At 72.1% G+C, this 14,812-nt stretch carries 13 protein-coding genes; 10 read left to right on the top strand and 3 right to left on the bottom strand.

Annotated elements, in window-relative coordinates:
- Window positions 1-64: 64 nt before the first annotated feature.
- The 5 genes from CRM89_RS05565 to CRM89_RS05545 all read left to right on the top strand — a co-directional run bounded on the left by CRM89_RS05565 (window position 65) and on the right by CRM89_RS05545 (window position 6,908).
- Window positions 65-1,567, top strand: coding sequence for a DEAD/DEAH box helicase (locus tag CRM89_RS05565; RefSeq protein WP_229434999.1), 1,503 nt, complete (start codon window positions 65-67; stop codon window positions 1,565-1,567).
- Window positions 1,568-1,737: 170 nt separating this feature from the next.
- The gene (locus CRM89_RS31560; RefSeq protein WP_098083395.1) at window positions 1,738-2,769 is read left to right on the top strand and encodes a DMT family transporter; all 1,032 of its coding nucleotides are present in this window, start codon (window positions 1,738-1,740) and stop codon (window positions 2,767-2,769) included.
- 53 nt (window positions 2,770-2,822) lie between these two features.
- Window positions 2,823-4,259 carry a GuaB1 family IMP dehydrogenase-related protein gene (locus CRM89_RS05555; RefSeq protein ID WP_098083394.1) on the top strand — a complete coding sequence of 479 codons (1,437 nt, stop codon included), beginning with the start codon at window positions 2,823-2,825 and terminating at the stop codon, window positions 4,257-4,259.
- Between the two features lie 212 nt (window positions 4,260-4,471).
- Window positions 4,472-5,851 (top strand): hemolysin family protein, encoded by a 1,380-nt coding sequence (locus CRM89_RS05550; protein ID WP_098086883.1) that lies wholly within the window; start codon window positions 4,472-4,474, stop codon window positions 5,849-5,851.
- On the top strand, window positions 5,844-6,908 hold the full coding sequence (locus CRM89_RS05545) for a hemolysin family protein (RefSeq protein ID WP_060591629.1): 1,065 nt from the start codon (window positions 5,844-5,846) through the stop codon (window positions 6,906-6,908). The genes CRM89_RS05550 and CRM89_RS05545 overlap by 8 nt, the downstream gene beginning before the upstream one ends.
- 58 nt (window positions 6,909-6,966) lie before the next feature.
- Here CRM89_RS05545 and CRM89_RS05540 read toward each other — a convergent pair whose 3' ends face one another.
- Complete coding sequence (locus CRM89_RS05540) at window positions 6,967-7,902, bottom strand: alpha/beta hydrolase family protein (RefSeq protein WP_011209043.1); 936 nt, start codon at window positions 7,900-7,902, stop codon at window positions 6,967-6,969.
- Between the two features lie 371 nt (window positions 7,903-8,273).
- On the opposite strand from CRM89_RS05540, the gene CRM89_RS30790 reads away from it, so the two are divergent.
- Window positions 8,274-8,753 (top strand): hypothetical protein, encoded by a 480-nt coding sequence (locus CRM89_RS30790; protein WP_041560101.1) that lies wholly within the window; start codon window positions 8,274-8,276, stop codon window positions 8,751-8,753.
- A gap of 47 nt (window positions 8,754-8,800) precedes the next feature.
- On the opposite strand, the gene CRM89_RS05530 is transcribed toward CRM89_RS30790, so the two are convergent.
- Window positions 8,801-10,057, bottom strand: a complete 1,257-nt coding sequence (locus CRM89_RS05530) for a CdaR family transcriptional regulator (RefSeq protein ID WP_098083392.1) — start codon at window positions 10,055-10,057, stop codon at window positions 8,801-8,803.
- A gap of 192 nt (window positions 10,058-10,249) precedes the next feature.
- A complete protein-coding gene (locus CRM89_RS30785) occupies window positions 10,250-10,417 on the bottom strand; it encodes a hypothetical protein (protein WP_011209040.1) in 168 nt (55 codons plus the stop codon).
- 293 nt (window positions 10,418-10,710) lie between these two features.
- On the opposite strand from CRM89_RS30785, the gene CRM89_RS05525 reads away from it, so the two are divergent.
- The 4 genes from CRM89_RS05525 (at window position 10,711) to CRM89_RS31555 (ending at window position 14,726) form a co-directional block, all read left to right on the top strand.
- Window positions 10,711-11,595 carry a hypothetical protein gene (locus CRM89_RS05525; protein WP_041560939.1) on the top strand — a complete coding sequence of 295 codons (885 nt, stop codon included), beginning with the start codon at window positions 10,711-10,713 and terminating at the stop codon, window positions 11,593-11,595.
- Between the two features lie 119 nt (window positions 11,596-11,714).
- Entirely contained in the window at window positions 11,715-13,289 is a 1,575-nt protein-coding gene (locus CRM89_RS05520) for an LVIVD repeat-containing protein (RefSeq protein WP_098083391.1), read from the top strand.
- Entirely contained in the window at window positions 13,286-13,918 is a 633-nt protein-coding gene (locus tag CRM89_RS05515; protein ID WP_098083390.1) for a DUF305 domain-containing protein, read from the top strand. Before CRM89_RS05520 ends, CRM89_RS05515 begins: the two co-directional genes overlap by 4 nt.
- Window positions 13,919-14,441: 523 nt before the next feature.
- A complete protein-coding gene (locus CRM89_RS31555) occupies window positions 14,442-14,726 on the top strand; it encodes a hypothetical protein (protein WP_228821052.1) in 285 nt (94 codons plus the stop codon).
- Window positions 14,727-14,812: the final 86 nt, after the last annotated feature.

Below are 14,812 nucleotides of genomic sequence, written 5' to 3'. Positions count from 1 at the left end.
GCCCACCGGCGTGGCTCTCCCCCGCGGCGCCCCGGTGCGCCGCGCCACGAAAGGCTCCATCTCCGTGACCACCTCGCCCGACGCCGCGACGCCCACCGTGACCTTCGCGGAACTGGGCCTGCCCGCCGTGCTCGTCCAGGCCCTGCGCCGCAACGGCATCGACGCCCCCTTCCCCATCCAGGCCGCCACCGTGCCCGACGCCCTCGCGGGCAAGGACGTGCTCGGCCGCGGCCCCACCGGCTCCGGCAAGACCCTGGCCTTCGGCCTGCCCATGCTGGTGCGCCTGGCGGGTAACGCCGCCGCGCCGCGCCGCCCGCGCGGGCTGGTGCTCGTGCCCACCCGGGAACTGGCCGCCCAGATCGAGCGCGCCCTCGACGAGCCCGCCCTCGCGCTGGGCCTGCGGGTCGCCTCCGTGGTCGGCGGCGCGCCGATCAAGCGCCAGGCCGATCGGCTCGCCCGCGGGGTCGACCTGCTCATCGCCACCCCCGGCCGGTTGTCCGACCTGATCGCCCAGGGCGCGGCCGCGCTCGACGACGTATCGATCACCGCGCTCGACGAGGCCGACCACATGGCCGACATGGGCTTCCTGCCGCAGGTCACCCGGCTGCTCGACCGCACCCCCGCCGACGGGCAGCGGCTGTTGTTCTCGGCGACCCTCGACGGTGAGGTCGACAAGCTGGTCAAGCGCTACCTGCGCAACCCCGTCACGCACTCCACCGCGCCGCCCTCGGCGTCGGTGGCGACCATGTCGCACCACCTGCTGTACGTGCGCAAGGCCGACAAGCGGGCGGTGATCGCCGAGATCGCCGCGCGCGAGGGCCTGACGATCCTGTTCGTGCGCACCAAGCACGGCGCCGACCGGCTCGCCAAGCAGCTGCGCGCGGCGGGCATCGCCGCCGGGGCGCTGCACGGCGGCAAGGCCCAGAACAACCGCACCCGCACCCTGGCCGCGTTCGCCGACGGCTCGGTGCCGGTGCTGGTGACCACCGACGTGGCCGCCCGCGGCATCCACGTCGACGGCATCTCGCTGGTCGTGCACGCCGATCCGCCCGCAGAGCCCAAGGCATACCTGCACCGGGCGGGCCGCACCGCGCGCGCGGGCGAGGACGGCGTGGTGGTCACCCTGGTGACCGAGGACGAGCGCGCCGACGTGGAGAAGATGACCCGCAAGGCGGGCGTGGACGTGGTCGGGGTGAACGTCACCCCCGGCCACCCGGCGCTGCGCGAGATCACCGGCGCGCGGACGCCCTCCGGGGTGCCGGTCCCCGCGCCCACTCCGCCCGGCGGGCCGCAGCAGGCTCCGCAGAGCCGCGGCGCCGTCACCACCCACCGCGTCGGCTCGGCCCGCCGCGGCCGCGGCGGCGCCCGCACCACCGAGGCCGTGGGCAGCCACGCCGATCGCCCCGCCCGCGGACGCGCCGCGGCCGAGACGGGCGGCGCCCGCACCGGCTCCCGCCGCGCGGAAGGCAACGCCGAAGCCCGCGGCACGCGCGGTGGGCACCCCGGCCGCCCCGCCCGGCACACCGGCGCCCCGACCGGTAGCCGCCGCAGGCGCGCCCAGGGATGACGCCGGGCGCGGCCCGGAGGTCGCGCACGGTCTGTCACCCCGCCCACCGGTGCCGCCGGCCACGCCGGGCGGCGGCCCCCTCGTCCGACTGATACACGCCCGGGTTTCGCGACTCGCCGAGCTGCGGCGACTCGCGAACCTGGTCGGCTACCGGACGGCAAACTGGATGGGTGGAGCATCCGATCTGGTCGATCGTCTGCGCGCTGGCGGCGGCACTGCTGTTCGCGGTGGCGGCCGTGGCGCAGCAGCGGGCCGCGGCGGCGGTGCCTGCGGGCGATTCACTGGTGCGGACGCTGTTGCGGAGCCCACGCTGGTGGGCGGGGATCGTCGGCGACGGCGGTGGCTACGGGCTGCAGGTGGCCGCGCTCGCGCTCGGTCCGGTGTTGCTCGTCCAACCGCTGCTGGTGACCTCGCTGGTGTTCGCGCTGCCGATCGCGGCCCGGGTCGACCACAGGGCGGTCGGTCGCCGGACCTGGGCGGCGGCACTGTTGCTGCTCGCGGCGCTCGCGTGCTTCCTCGTCGTCGGCGCGCCCACCTCCGGGAATCCCACTGCCCCGCTACGTGATTGGGCCGTGCCGTCGGCGGTCCTGCTGGGCGCGGTAATCCTCGCCGTGGTCGCGGGCAGCAGGAGCCCAACCCCGGAGCCGACCGACCCCGCGCACACGCCGCGTCGACCACCGGACCAGCCCACGCCGCGCGGCACCCCTCCGGCCGACCCCACCACCCGGTCGACGGGACCGCCGCCCGAGGGCTCCCCCGCCGCGGAGTCCACTCCCGCGACGGTCGCTCGATCGGTTCAGCGCCCGCCCCCGGCATCCCCACGTTCCGCCTTGCGCGCCCCGCTGCTGTTCGGTGCGGCCGGTGGCGCGCTGTTCGGTCTCGCCGCCGCGCTCACCGACTTCGTCGCGGGCCGGTTCACGCACGGACTCGGCGCGGTACTCACCACGTGGCAGACGTGGGCGCTGGTCGCGGCGGGCGTGGTCGGCGTCTACGTGCAGCAGCGGGCATTCCAGGTGGGCAGCATCGCCGCGGCGCTGCCCGCCGCCACCATCGCCGAACCGCTCGCCGCCGCGTTCCTCGGCCTGACCGTGCTCGACGAACGGCTGCGCACCGACGGATTCGGGCTCGTGGTCGTCGTCGCATCGGTGGCCGTGCTGTGCGTGACCACCGTGCGCCTGGCCCACGCGCAAGCCGCCGAATAGCGCGACCCGGCCGAAACGGGCGCGTTGTCCTGCCGATCGTTACTATCGGTCGAGTGCAGTTCCTCCCCGGACACCAGCCGCCCTACGATCTGACCTACGACGACCTCTTCCTCGTCCCGAACCGGACGGATGTGGCGTCGCGCTTCGACGTCGACCTGTCGAGCGTGGACGGATCGGGCACCACCATTCCCATCGTCGTGGCGAACATGACCGCCGTCGCGGGGCGCCGGATGGCCGAGACGGTCGCCCGCCGCGGCGGCATCGTCGTACTGCCGCAGGACCTTCCGCTGGACGCGGCCGCCGACACCATCGCCTACGTCAAGAGCCGCTCGCTCACCGCCGACACCCCGGTGTCGATGGAGCCCGAGCACTCGGTGGCCGAGGCCCTCGCCCTGATGCACAAGCGCGCGCACGGCGCGGTCGTGGTGGTCGAGGACGGCAAGCCGGTCGGTGTGGTGACCGAGGCGTCGTGCACCGACGTCGACCGGTTCGCCCGGCTGCGCGAGGTGGCCCGCACCGACTTCGTGTCCGCGCCCGCGAGCACCTCGCCCCGCGCGCTGTTCGATCTGCTCGAGGCCGAGCACGCGCAGCTGGCTGTGCTGACCACCGAGGACGGCGCGCTGGCGGGCGTGATGACCCGCACCGGCGCCGTGCGGGCGGGCATCTACCAGCCCAACGTCGACGCCGAGGGCAAGCTGCGCATCGCCGCCGCCGTCGGCATCAACGGCGACGTGGCCGCCAAGGCGAAGTCGCTGGTCGACTCCGGCGCCGACCTGCTGGTGATCGACACCGCGCACGGCCACCAGGAGAAGATGCTCGAGGCGCTGCGCGCGGTCGCCGGGCTCGGGCTCGGCGTCCCGCTGGCGGCGGGCAACGTCGTGTCCGCGCAGGGCACCCGCGATCTGGCCGAGGCGGGCGCCGACATCGTCAAGGTCGGTGTCGGCCCCGGCGCGATGTGCACCACCAGGATGATGACCGGCGTGGGCCGCCCCCAGTTCTCGGCGGTGGCCGAATGCGCTGCCGCGGCAAAGGAAGTCGGTGTGCACGTGTGGGCCGACGGCGGCGTGCGGCACCCGCGCGACGTGGCGCTGGCGCTGGCGGCGGGCGCGTCCAACGTGATGATCGGGTCCTGGTTCGCCGGCACCTACGAGTCGCCCGGCGACCTGCGCGTCGACCGGGACGGCAACGCCTACAAGGAGAGCTTCGGCATGGCGTCCAAGCGGGCCGTGGCCGCCCGCACCGCCACCGACAGCGGCTTCGACCGGGCCCGCAAGGCACTGTTCGAGGAGGGCATCTCCAGCTCGCGGATGCGGCTCGACCCGGAGCGGCCGGGGGTCGAGGACCTGATCGACCACATCTGCTCGGGCGTGCGCAGTGCGTGCACCTACGCCGGTGCCCGCACCCTGCCGGAATTCCATCACCGGGCGGTGCTCGGGGTGCAGTCGGCCGCCGGATTCGCCGAGGGACGGCCGCTGCCGAGCGGGTGGTGAGCGGACGGACGCGCCGGAGGCGGGCGACGCGACAGGCACGCCCGCCCGGTACCATGAGGGATGCCGGTTCGCCCGGCACCCCCGTCGCCGCACCCCGAAAGGAACAAGTTGTCACCCGCGTCCGAGGGCGCCACTCAGGAGGGCTCCTCTACCGAGCCGGGTGACCAACCCGGCGCAGTCGCTGCACATGCTCTCCCCGGACGGTGTTGACCGTGTCCACCGTCCTGACCGTTCTCAGCCTCATCGCCCTGACCGCGGGCACGGCGTTGTTCGTCGCCGCGGAGTTCTCCCTCACCGCCCTGGAACGCAGCACCGTCGAGGCACACGCCCGCGAGGGTGACGTCCGCGCGCGGATGGTGCGCCAGGCCCATCGCACGCTGTCGTTCCAGCTCTCCGGCGCCCAGCTCGGCATCACCATCACCACCCTGATCACCGGTTACATCGCCGAGCCCGTGCTCGCGCGGCTGCTGCGGCCGGTGTTCACCGCGGTGGGCCTGGGCGAGAGCGCCGCGGGCGGCATCTCGCTGGCGCTGGCGCTGGTGCTGGCCACCTCGCTGTCGATGATCTACGGCGAGCTGGTGCCCAAGAACATCGCCATCGCCAAGCCGCTGGCCACCGCCCGCGCCACCGCCGGACCGATGGTCGGCTTCTCGGTGGTGTTCAAGTGGATGATCCACTTCCTCAACGGCACCGCGAACTGGGTGGTGCGCAGGCTCGGCGTCGAGCCCGCCGAGGAGCTGCGCTCGGCACGCTCCCCGCAGGAACTCGGCTCCCTGGTGCGCACCTCCGCCCAGCGTGGCGCGCTGGACCAGCGCACCGCGCAGGTGATGGACCGCTCGCTGCAGTTCGGCGAGCGCAGCGCGGAAGAGCTGATGACCCCGCGGGTGAAGGTCGAGTCGCTGGACAAGGACGACACCATCGCCGACCTCCTCGCCGCCGCCGGCCGCACCGGCTACTCGCGGTTCCCGGTCATCGACGGCGACCTGGACAACACCCTGGGCGTCGTCCACATCAAGCAGGCTTTCACCCAGCCGGCCGCGCAGCGCCGGACCATCCCGCTGCGCCTGCTCGCCCGGCCGGTGCCGGTGGTGCCTGCCAGTCTCGACGGCGACGAACTGCTCGAACGCGTGCGCGCGCACGGCATGCAGGTGGCGCTGGTCGTCGACGAATACGGCGGCACCGCGGGCCTGGTCTCGATGGAGGACCTGATCGAGGAGATCCTCGGCGACGTGCGCGACGAGCACGACGAGGAGGAACGCGATGTGCGGCGCACCGCCGACGGCTGGGACTGCTCGGGCCTGCTGCGCATCGACGAGGTGAGCCGCGCGACCGGGTACGAGGCGCCCGAGGGCGAGTACGAGACGCTCGGCGGTCTGGTGCTGACCCGGCTGGGCCGCATCCCCGAGGTGGGCGACGAGGTGATGCTGCCGAATTCGCCCGCCCATCATCGTCATCCCTACGAGACCGAACAGGGCGGCTGGATCGCCCGGGTGGAGCGGATGGACGGCAGGCGCATCGACCGCGTCCGGCTGATCCCGGTCACCGCCGAGGAACTGGTGTCGCGCACGTTGCAGGAGCACAGCCATGGGTGATCTGTTCGGTGTCGCGCTCACCGTCGTGCTGCTGGCGGGCAACGCGTTCTTCGTCGGCGCGGAGTTCGCGCTGATCTCCGCGCGCCGCGACCGGCTGGAGGCGCTGGTGGCGCAGGGCAAACGCAACGCGATGACCGTCATCAAGGCCGGTGAGAACCTGTCGATGATGCTGGCCGCCGCCCAGCTCGGCATCACCATCTGCTCGATCCTGCTCGGCCGCGTCGGCGAGCCCGCCGTCGCGCATCTGCTGGAGAAGCCGTTCGAGCTGGCCGGACTGCCCGACCAACTGCTGCACCCGGTGGCCTTCGCGCTGGCGCTGACCATCGTGGTGATCCTGCACATCCTGCTGGGCGAGATGATCCCGAAGAACATCGCCCTGGCCGGGCCGGAACGCACCGCGCTGCTGCTGGTGCCGATCCACCTGATGTTCCTGCGGCTGGCCCGCCCGCTCATCGCGCTGTACAACCTGGCGGCCAACCTCTCGCTGCGGATGCTGCGCATCGAGCCCAAGGACGAGCTGGACGCCACCGTGTCGAGCGTGGAGCTGGCCGAGATGATCGGCGAGTCCCGCTCGGAGGGCCTGCTGGACGAGGAGGAGCATCGCCGGCTCACCCAGGCGCTCGGCACCTCCGAGCGCACCGTCGCCGACGTGATGGTGCCGCTGGCCACCACCCGCTCGGTCCCGTTGCGCGGCAACGGCACCACCCTCGGCGACATCGAGACCGCGGTCGCCGAGACCGGCTTCTCCCGCTACCCGGTGCGCGCGAGCGACGGTTCCCTGGTCGGCTACCTGCATGTCAAGGACGTGCTCGACAAGGTCGCCGACGAACAGGCGGGCCCGAACACCCCGATCCCCCGCACCGACATCCGCCCCCTGCCCACCGTCGGCATCGGCACCCCGCTGGTGGAGGCGCTGGCCCGGCTGCGCCGCACCAGCAGCCACCTCGGCCGCGTGGTCGACAGCCGAGGCAACACCTGCGGCATCGTCGCGCTGGAAGACCTGGTGGAGGAATTCGTCGGCACCGTCCGCGACACCACCCACCGTCTCTCGGACTGAACGCGCGCATTCGGGTGACGCCGGGGTGCGATGCCGGTCCCCGGTCGACGGTGACGGCTCACGCGCCCAGCGCGGCCGCCAGGTGCGGCCAGGATTCGTGCAGGTCGGTCTCGAACTGACCCCAGGTGTGCGCACCGAGTGGCCGGTCGACGTGCACCGCGGCGATGCCGAGTTCCGCGAGCCGATCGGCGAACGCCGCGGTGCACGTGCGCGCGATCGCCTCGAGTGTCGGTGCCGGAAGACCGCCCCGATCGATCGGGCCGGGGATGCCGGAGGCGGCCGAGAGATAGACGGTCTTGCCGGCCAGTGCCCCGGCGTTGCGGAAGGCGTCGTGCGATTGCCAGCCGGGGTCCCCCGGCGGCCCCCACATGTTGACCGGATTCCCGCCACCGCGCAGCACCTGGGCGGCGACCAGGGTCATGCCCGGCGGGTCGGCGCGCCACGGGCAGCCGCTGTAGGCGGCGACCGCGCGATAGCGGTCACCCGCCTGGATCGCGAGGTCGATCGCCGAGGCCGCGCTCATCGACACCCCGGCGATCGCGTCCCGGCCGGTCGCTCCCAGCCACGGCGTCATCGCCGCGGGCAGTTCCCGGGTCAGGAACGTCTGCCACCGGTTCCGGCCCAGCACCGGGTCGTCGGCCTGCCAATCGGTGTACAAGCTGAACCGGCCGCCGATCGGCATCACGACGTTGACGTTCTTGTCGGCGAAGAACTGCCGCACGTCCGTGTGGTGCCACCACGAGATCCCGTCTGTTCCTCCCCCGGCGCCGGCCAACAGGTACAGCGTGGGCGCCGGTCCGTCGGCCCGGATCACTGTGCTGCTCACCACGGCGTCCATCGACGGCGAGTACACCTGCACCTGGTCGACCCGCGGCGCCAGCGGCATCACGTCGATCACCCCGGCTCCCGGCTCGGCGGGCGCGGGAGAGGCACCGCCCGACACGCTGATCAGCACAGCGGCGGCGATCAGCCAGCCGCGAACGCCCTTCTCCACGGTGTCCTCCCTGCGCGCGAGACATCGTCGGCCGGCGTCGGCACCGGACGGCCGTGGCCGGCAAGGCCGGAATCCCGCGGTTGTTCGGGGACCTCGGACCTCGCCCCGGCGCTCCGCACCCTGCTGACCTGGACAAGACGAACGAGCGGGCGGCATGCGCACCCCGCCCGACCGACAGAGAGCGGTGAACACCATAGTGCCCCAGCACCCCCGTCCGCCGCACCCGAACCGGCCCGGCGCCCGGCGAGATCTGTCGAACCGGCCGCTGGGGACCGCACGGAATTCTGCGGAGTGGTCGACGTGGCCGAGCGTGAATCCCGCCGGGCCGGGTAAGCCGCGGCCAGGGAACCATCGACCCAGGAGGCAAACCAATGGCTATCGCACTCACTCGACTGGGCGCAGCCGCGGCCTTGGCGACCGCCGCGCTCATCGCCGGCGCCGGATCGGCTTCCGCCGAACCGGACAGTGTTTCGATCAACGGAAACATGCAGGTGCTGGGCCTGAACGTGCTGCACGTCGACGCCCAAGGCACCGGCGCCGACCCGGCGACCGGCACCTACGTCGCCACCGGACGCCTGGGCAACATGCCGCTACCGGTCCGGGTGACCGGCCCGGTGACCTGCCTGACGATCAACGGCAACACCGTCTCGCTCGTGTATCCGATCACCACCGCCGAACCCGTCATGGTCTTCGCCCCCGACTCGATGGCCATCCAGATCACCGTCACCAAGGGCGAGAACGGTGAACCCAACCGGATCGGCTACGGGATCCCGATGCCGACCACCAGCTTCCGCGGCTGTCAGCCCGGCCCGACCCCGCTGATCTTCGACGGGACCATCGACATCAGCTGACGGTTCGGCGCATGCCATGCGTCATCCGATTCCGAGGCCGAGCGAGGTCAGCTGGCGCGGGTATCCGGGGAGAATTCGGAGTTTCCGGCGCCGCGGTGGGCGCGGATGAGCAGGGCGGCGCGCAGATAGCACAATCCGGTGACGTCGTTGAGATCGAATCCGGTCATCTGGCTGATTCGTTTGAGGCGGTAATCCACCGTGTTGGTGTGGACGAACAATCGCCGGGCGGTGCGTGCGCGTTGCATGTTGGTGGCCAGGTACACCTCGAGGGTCTGCATCAGTTCGGGGTGCGCTTCGAGCGAATCCACCACCGAACTCAGATAGTCGCGGGCGGGCCCGGGGCGGGTGAGCTGATACTCGAACGCCAATTCGTGGGGCCGGTACACCTTCCCCGGCTCGCCGAGTCGGTGCACGATTTCGACGAGTTCGTGGACTTGTTCGGCGGCGCGCGGAATCTCGCCGGGCGCGGCCGTGGTCGCCACCGCGCGCACCGGCACCTGGGCGGCCGCCGAGAGGTGCCCGATCAGCTCGTCCACCTGGTTCGCGGTGAATACCGAGGCGGGCAACAGCAGCGTGCCGCCGTCGACACTGAGCAACGAGAGCACCTTCCCGTCGCACCGGTGCGCGAGTTCGGCCTGCACCCGCCGCAACTTGCGCCGCGCGACGACTTTCGCGTTCAGGCCCGGTGTGGATTCCTCGGCGTGCGGCGGCAGTTCCAGCGCCACGACGTAGTATTCGTCGGCGACCTCGATCCCGCATTCCCGGGCCATCGTCGAGGTGTTCTGGCCGCCGAGCAGCGCCGAGGTCAGGGTGTGCACCGCGGTGTGGTGTTCGCTGACCACCGCACGCAGTTCGCGCACGTAGGCCGCCGAGACCGCGGAGGTGATCATGTCCTGGGCGTCCATCAGGCGCCGCATCACCCCCACCAGGGTGTCGTAGTCGTGGCTGGTGACATTGGCGATCAGCAGGTCGAAGCCGAGTTTGAAGCCCTCGTGCACGGCATGGTGGATGGTGTCGATCGGGATGCCTTCGCGGGCCCAGTCGGCGGCGGCGGCCTGGACCCGCTCCACCCGGCCGGGCAGATCGCGCCCGTCGAGCATGCTTCGGGTCAGTTCGAGGCACACGCGCGTCACGGTGGTGACGTCGCCGTCGAGGGCTTCGCCGGGCAGCGTGGCACACGGCGCGACGTTTTCGATGAAATGCACGACCATCTGCCGCGCGACCGAACGAACATCTTTCAGCGGAGTCGAGACCGGGCGGCCCGCGGCGGTCAAGAACGGTTCGATGGATGTCGGTGCAGCCATGAGTGAATCCTTCCCACCCAGTTCACTGGGCAAGTGACCAAACTACCGCGTCGGCCATTTGTGAGGTCCCCGCTCCGCTTGTGACAAACGGCAAAAGAACGCGCGATCGTTTAGGGAAGCCGACAACGACCGCCGGGCCGGTGTGGACGCCCCCGGACCCTCGTCCACACCGGCTCCGCGCGGTCTAACAGGTCACACGCACAAGCTGACTTCGAGCACGGGCAGCGGCAACGGCAGGCACACCTCCACCGAACCCGACACCGGGGCCGGTGCGGCGGCGGAAGCGGTGCCGGTGCTGAGCGCCGCGACGGCCACCGCGAACGTAGCGACTGCGAACGAGCGGACAATTCTGGAGTTCATGGATACTTCCTCGGTCGAACTTCGGTGAAACATCCCGATCTGCGGGACATCTCGATCAGATCACGGCGCCGCCCGACCACCGGAACGGATTTTCATGTTTCGGCCTTTCCCTATCGCGCCGGCCGGAATCGTCGGAGAAATCCACAACGACGGCTTGCAGCGGACACGCACGGCATCGGCTAGGAATGCCCGTTGTTTCCCGCTCCGACCATCCCCACCCGTTCGGTCCCCGCGAACCGGTGCGGGACAATGGCGGGGTGAGCACGCGCACCACCCTCGATCACCTTCCCGACCTGCGGGTATTGCCGCCGGCCGAGTGGCGGGCACGCGCGCGGGCGCACCGGGCGCGCTTCGAGGAGCTGGTCGGGCCGTACCTGGAACGCCGCCGAGCCGGGCAGAACCACCCGGTGATCGATTTCCTGTTCACCTACTACGGGCACAAGCCCGCGCAGTTGCGGCGCTGGCATCCCGGCTTCGGCGTCGGGCTCGCCGGCGCGGGCGAGTACGACGGGGCGCGCGGCTACCACCGGGTCGGGGGCGTCGTCACCGCCGATCCGGCCTTTCTGGCCCGGCGCCGGGACACCGTGGTGTTCATCGCCGATCTGCTGCGCGCCACCGCCGCCCGGCCACCGCAGCTGTCCTGCTTCGGCCTGCACGAGTGGGCGATGGTGTATCGCACCGACGAGGTCAGGCACCGGCAGGTGCCGTTGCGCCTGGGCCGGGCGGGCACCGACGCGGTGGTCGAATCGATGTCGTTGCGCTGCACCCATTTCGACGCCTACCGCTTCTTCACCCCGGAGGCCGTCGGGCGCAACGCGGCCGCGCTGACCCGCGACGACCAGATCGCCGTCGAACAGCCCGGCTGCCTGCACGCCAACATGGATCTGTACAAGTGGGGTTTCAAACTGGTCCCGCTGATCGATTCGGCGCTGCTGCTGGATTGCTTCGAGCTGGCGTGCGCGGCCCGCGAGCTGGACATGCGGGCCAGTCCCTACGATCTGCGCGACTACGGCTACGCGCCGGTGCCGATCGAAACACCGTCGGGGCGGGCCGAATACGTGCGCGGTCAGGCGGCGTTGGCCGAGCGGGCGGGCGGGCTGCGCGCCCGGCTGCGCGCCGCCTGTGAACGGTTGCTCGCGCATCCGGTCGAGGCGGCGACAGCGACCGTGTCGTCCTGACGCGTCCGCCCGGTTCCCGGAAATCGCCTCCGGCGCTGCGGACCTCTCATTACCATGCAGTCAGTTCGCACCGCCGGGTCCGGCGGGCACCTGACAAGGAAGTTGGGGGGATTGCGACGATGCGTTCTCCGAGCGGGATGCGCCGCGCCCGGCCGCTGGCCGTGCTGGTCGCCGGTGTGCTGGCCGCGATGATGCTGCCCGGCGGCGCGGGCGCGGATCTGCGCTCCGACATCGAGACGGCCGTCCAGGAGTTCTTCGACGTGGGCCGCACCGCCGTGCCGCGGGCGGACTGCGGGCCCGGCTCGCGACCCGAGCCCGGCCTGCAGGGTGACGTGCCCGCCGCCGACCGCGACAGCGGCCGCAGCACGATGGGCTACAGCTGCAACATCTCGATGGTGGGCCAGTATCCCGGCCACGGCGCGGGCATCACCTCCACGAGCTTCGAGCACTGCGCCTACCTGGGTACCTTCTTCCCCGGCAATCTGCTGACGCAGGGCGGCGGCGTGCAGGTACTCGACCTGTCCGATCCGGCCGCTCCCCGGCACACGGCCACGCTCACCGAACCCGCCATGGTCGCGGGCACCTGGGAGAGCCTCAAGGTCAACACCGAACGGAAACTGCTCGTCGGCACGGGCGTGCCGCTGCTCCTCGGGGCCGGCTTCCTGTCGGTCTACGACGTCTCCGACTGCGCGCATCCCCGGCTGCTCAATCCCGGGCCCGGCACCAACCCGGCGATGCCGCTGCCGATCACCACGCACGAGGGCGGCTTCTCCCCGGACGGGCGCACCTACTGGGCCTCGGGCATCGTGCCCGGCTTCCTCAGTGCCGTCGACCTCACCGATCCCGCCAACCCGCGGGTGATCTGGCAGGGCCTCACCGGCATCGAGGCGCACGGGTTCGGCGTCAGCCCCGACGGCAACCGGCTGTATCTGTCCGCGCTGGGCGGTTTCACCGTGCTCGACGTCGCCGCCGTGCAGCGCCGCGACCCGAACCCGCAGGTCCACCACATCGGGCGGACCTTCTGGACCGACGGGTGGGCCACCCAGCACAGCATCCCGGTGAGCTACGACGGCGAACCGTTCCTGTTCACCGTCGACGAAGGCGGCTCCGGCGGGGTCAAACTGATCGACCTCTCCGACGAGACCGCGCCGAAGGTCGCCGCGAAGCTCAAGCTCGAGATCAACCTGCCCCAGCACATCGACAGCAATATCGGCTCCTCGATGGGCGGTTCGGCCTTCGCCTACGAATCGCACTACTGCGCGGCCGACCGGCAGGTGAATCCGACCGCGCTGGCCTGCGGGTGGATCTCCTCCGGCATCCGGGTGTTCGACGTGCGTGATCCCTTCGCGATCCGCGAGATCGCCTATTTCAACCCGCCCGCCCGCACCGGGCGCAACCTCGAGCTGTGGAACTCCCCGCACGCGCTGGCCTCGCTGATCGGCGTGCCGCTGATGAGCGCGCCGACCGCGGTGCGGGCGGTGCTGGAGGGCGAGTTCAACCCGCACGACGCGCTCACCCCCCGCACCGGCAGGCTGGCCTTCGGCGACGTGTCCACCGACTGGTGCTTCTCGCCGCCGGAGTGGCGCGGCGACCAGCTCTACGTGGCCTGCTCGGACAACGGCTTCATGGTGTTGCAACTGGAGAACGGGGTGTACACGCCGCCGCCGGATCAACGCTCGGTCGTCGGGTCGTGACCGTGCCGCGCGCGATGCGGATCGCCGCCTCCGCCGCACTGGCACTGACGCTGCTGGTGCTCGGCGCGGCGCTGCGCCCGCTGGTGCTGCCCGAACGCCACTCCGCGCCGCCGGTGCTCGGCACCGTGGAGACCGGATTCGCCCAGGACATGGCCGCCCACCATCAACAGGCGCTGCTCATGGCCGACCGGCTCGCGCCCGACGCCGACCCGACCGTGCGGCGGCTCGCCCGGCAGATCACCGACACGCAGCGCATCGAGATCGGCACGATGCTGGGCTGGTTGCGCTTGGCGGGCGCCTCCCCGCTGCCCACCGAGCACCTGGGCTGGCTGCCCGCCGGACACCGGCACGACGGGCCGGACGAGGCCGCCGGTGGCATGCCGGGCATGGCGAGCACCGCCGACCTCGACGCGCTCGCCGCCGCCCGCGGCCGCGACGCCGACATCCTCTTCCTGCAGTTGATGATCCGCCATCACGAGGGCGGGGTGGCGATGGCGCGGGCCGCCGACGCGCTGCTCGAGCGCGGGCCGGTGAAGGAGACCGCGCGCTCGATGGTGCAGCAGCAGGGTCAGGAGCTCGGTGTGCTCAACGCGCTGCTGGTGCAGTTCGGCGGGCAGCCACTGCCCTGAGCGGCGGCGGTATCGTCGGATCAGCTCGACCACGTCCGGGTCGAGGGGAAGGACACCACCGCGCGCATGATCCAGCTGGACCAGATCACCATTCCCGAGCACGTGTTCGGGTATCCCGGTGTCGCCTTCGGCGGTTACGTCGCCGGCGTGCTCGCCACCCACTCCCCCGCCGAGACCCTGCGTGTCGACTTCCGCGGCGCGGTGCCGGTCGGCACACCACTGACCCGCACCGGCACCGCCCGCGGCCCTGGCCCTCACCGACGCCGACGGCGCCGTTCTCACCGAAGCCCATCCCGCGACCCTCGACCTCGACGTCCCGGATTGCCCGCCGCGCGCCGAGGTCGAGGCCGCCACCGACCGCGCGCTGCGCTCCACGCGCCGCCCCTACACGCACTGCTACGGCTGCGGGCAGGGCTGCCCGCCCGGCCGGGGCCTGCGGCTATTCCCCGCGCCGCTGCGCGAGCGCGGCCTGGTCGTCTCCGCCTGGACCCCCGATCCGGCGCTGGCCGGTCCGGACGGCACGGTGGGCAGGGAGAACGTCTGGGCGGCGATGGACTGCCCCGGCGGCTGGGTCGGCTTCACCCTCACCGGGATGCGGCAGGGATCGGTGACCGCCGCGCTGACCACCACCCTGCTCGCACCGGTCGAGGCGGGCGCGCCGCACATCAGCTACGCCTGGCCGCTGGCCGTCGAGGGGCGCAAGCACACCGTCGGGGTGGCGCTGGCGACGTCCTCGGGCGAGCTGTGCGCGGTGGCCGAGGCGCTGTGGATCGAGCCGCGCGAGCCCTCCCCGCATCCACTGCCCTGACCGCCCGGCATCCACTGCCCTGACCGCCCGACCGCCCGGAAACGAACGAACCCCCGGCCCAGTGGCCGGGGGTTCGTTGCGCCGGG

This window comes from Nocardia sp. FDAARGOS_372, from assembly GCF_002554515.1.
GTDB lineage: Bacteria > Actinomycetota > Actinomycetes > Mycobacteriales > Mycobacteriaceae > Nocardia > Nocardia farcinica.
Note: the sequence above shows the minus strand (reverse complement) of the source record. Positions and strands in the feature narration are given on the sequence as shown.

Excerpts from the sequence above, each read along its gene's own strand:
- CRM89_RS05545 (WP_060591629.1), top strand. The coding sequence starts at position 5,844 with ATGGGTGATCTGTTCGGTGTCGCGCTCACCGTCGTGCTGCTGGCGGGC.
- CRM89_RS30790 (WP_041560101.1), top strand. The coding sequence starts at position 8,274 with ATGGCTATCGCACTCACTCGACTGGGCGCAGCCGCGGCCTTGGCGACC.
- CRM89_RS05530 (WP_098083392.1), bottom strand. The coding sequence starts at position 10,057 with ATGGCTGCACCGACATCCATCGAACCGTTCTTGACCGCCGCGGGCCGC.
- CRM89_RS30785 (WP_011209040.1), bottom strand. The coding sequence starts at position 10,417 with ATGAACTCCAGAATTGTCCGCTCGTTCGCAGTCGCTACGTTCGCGGTG.
- CRM89_RS05520 (WP_098083391.1), top strand. The coding sequence starts at position 11,715 with ATGCGTTCTCCGAGCGGGATGCGCCGCGCCCGGCCGCTGGCCGTGCTG.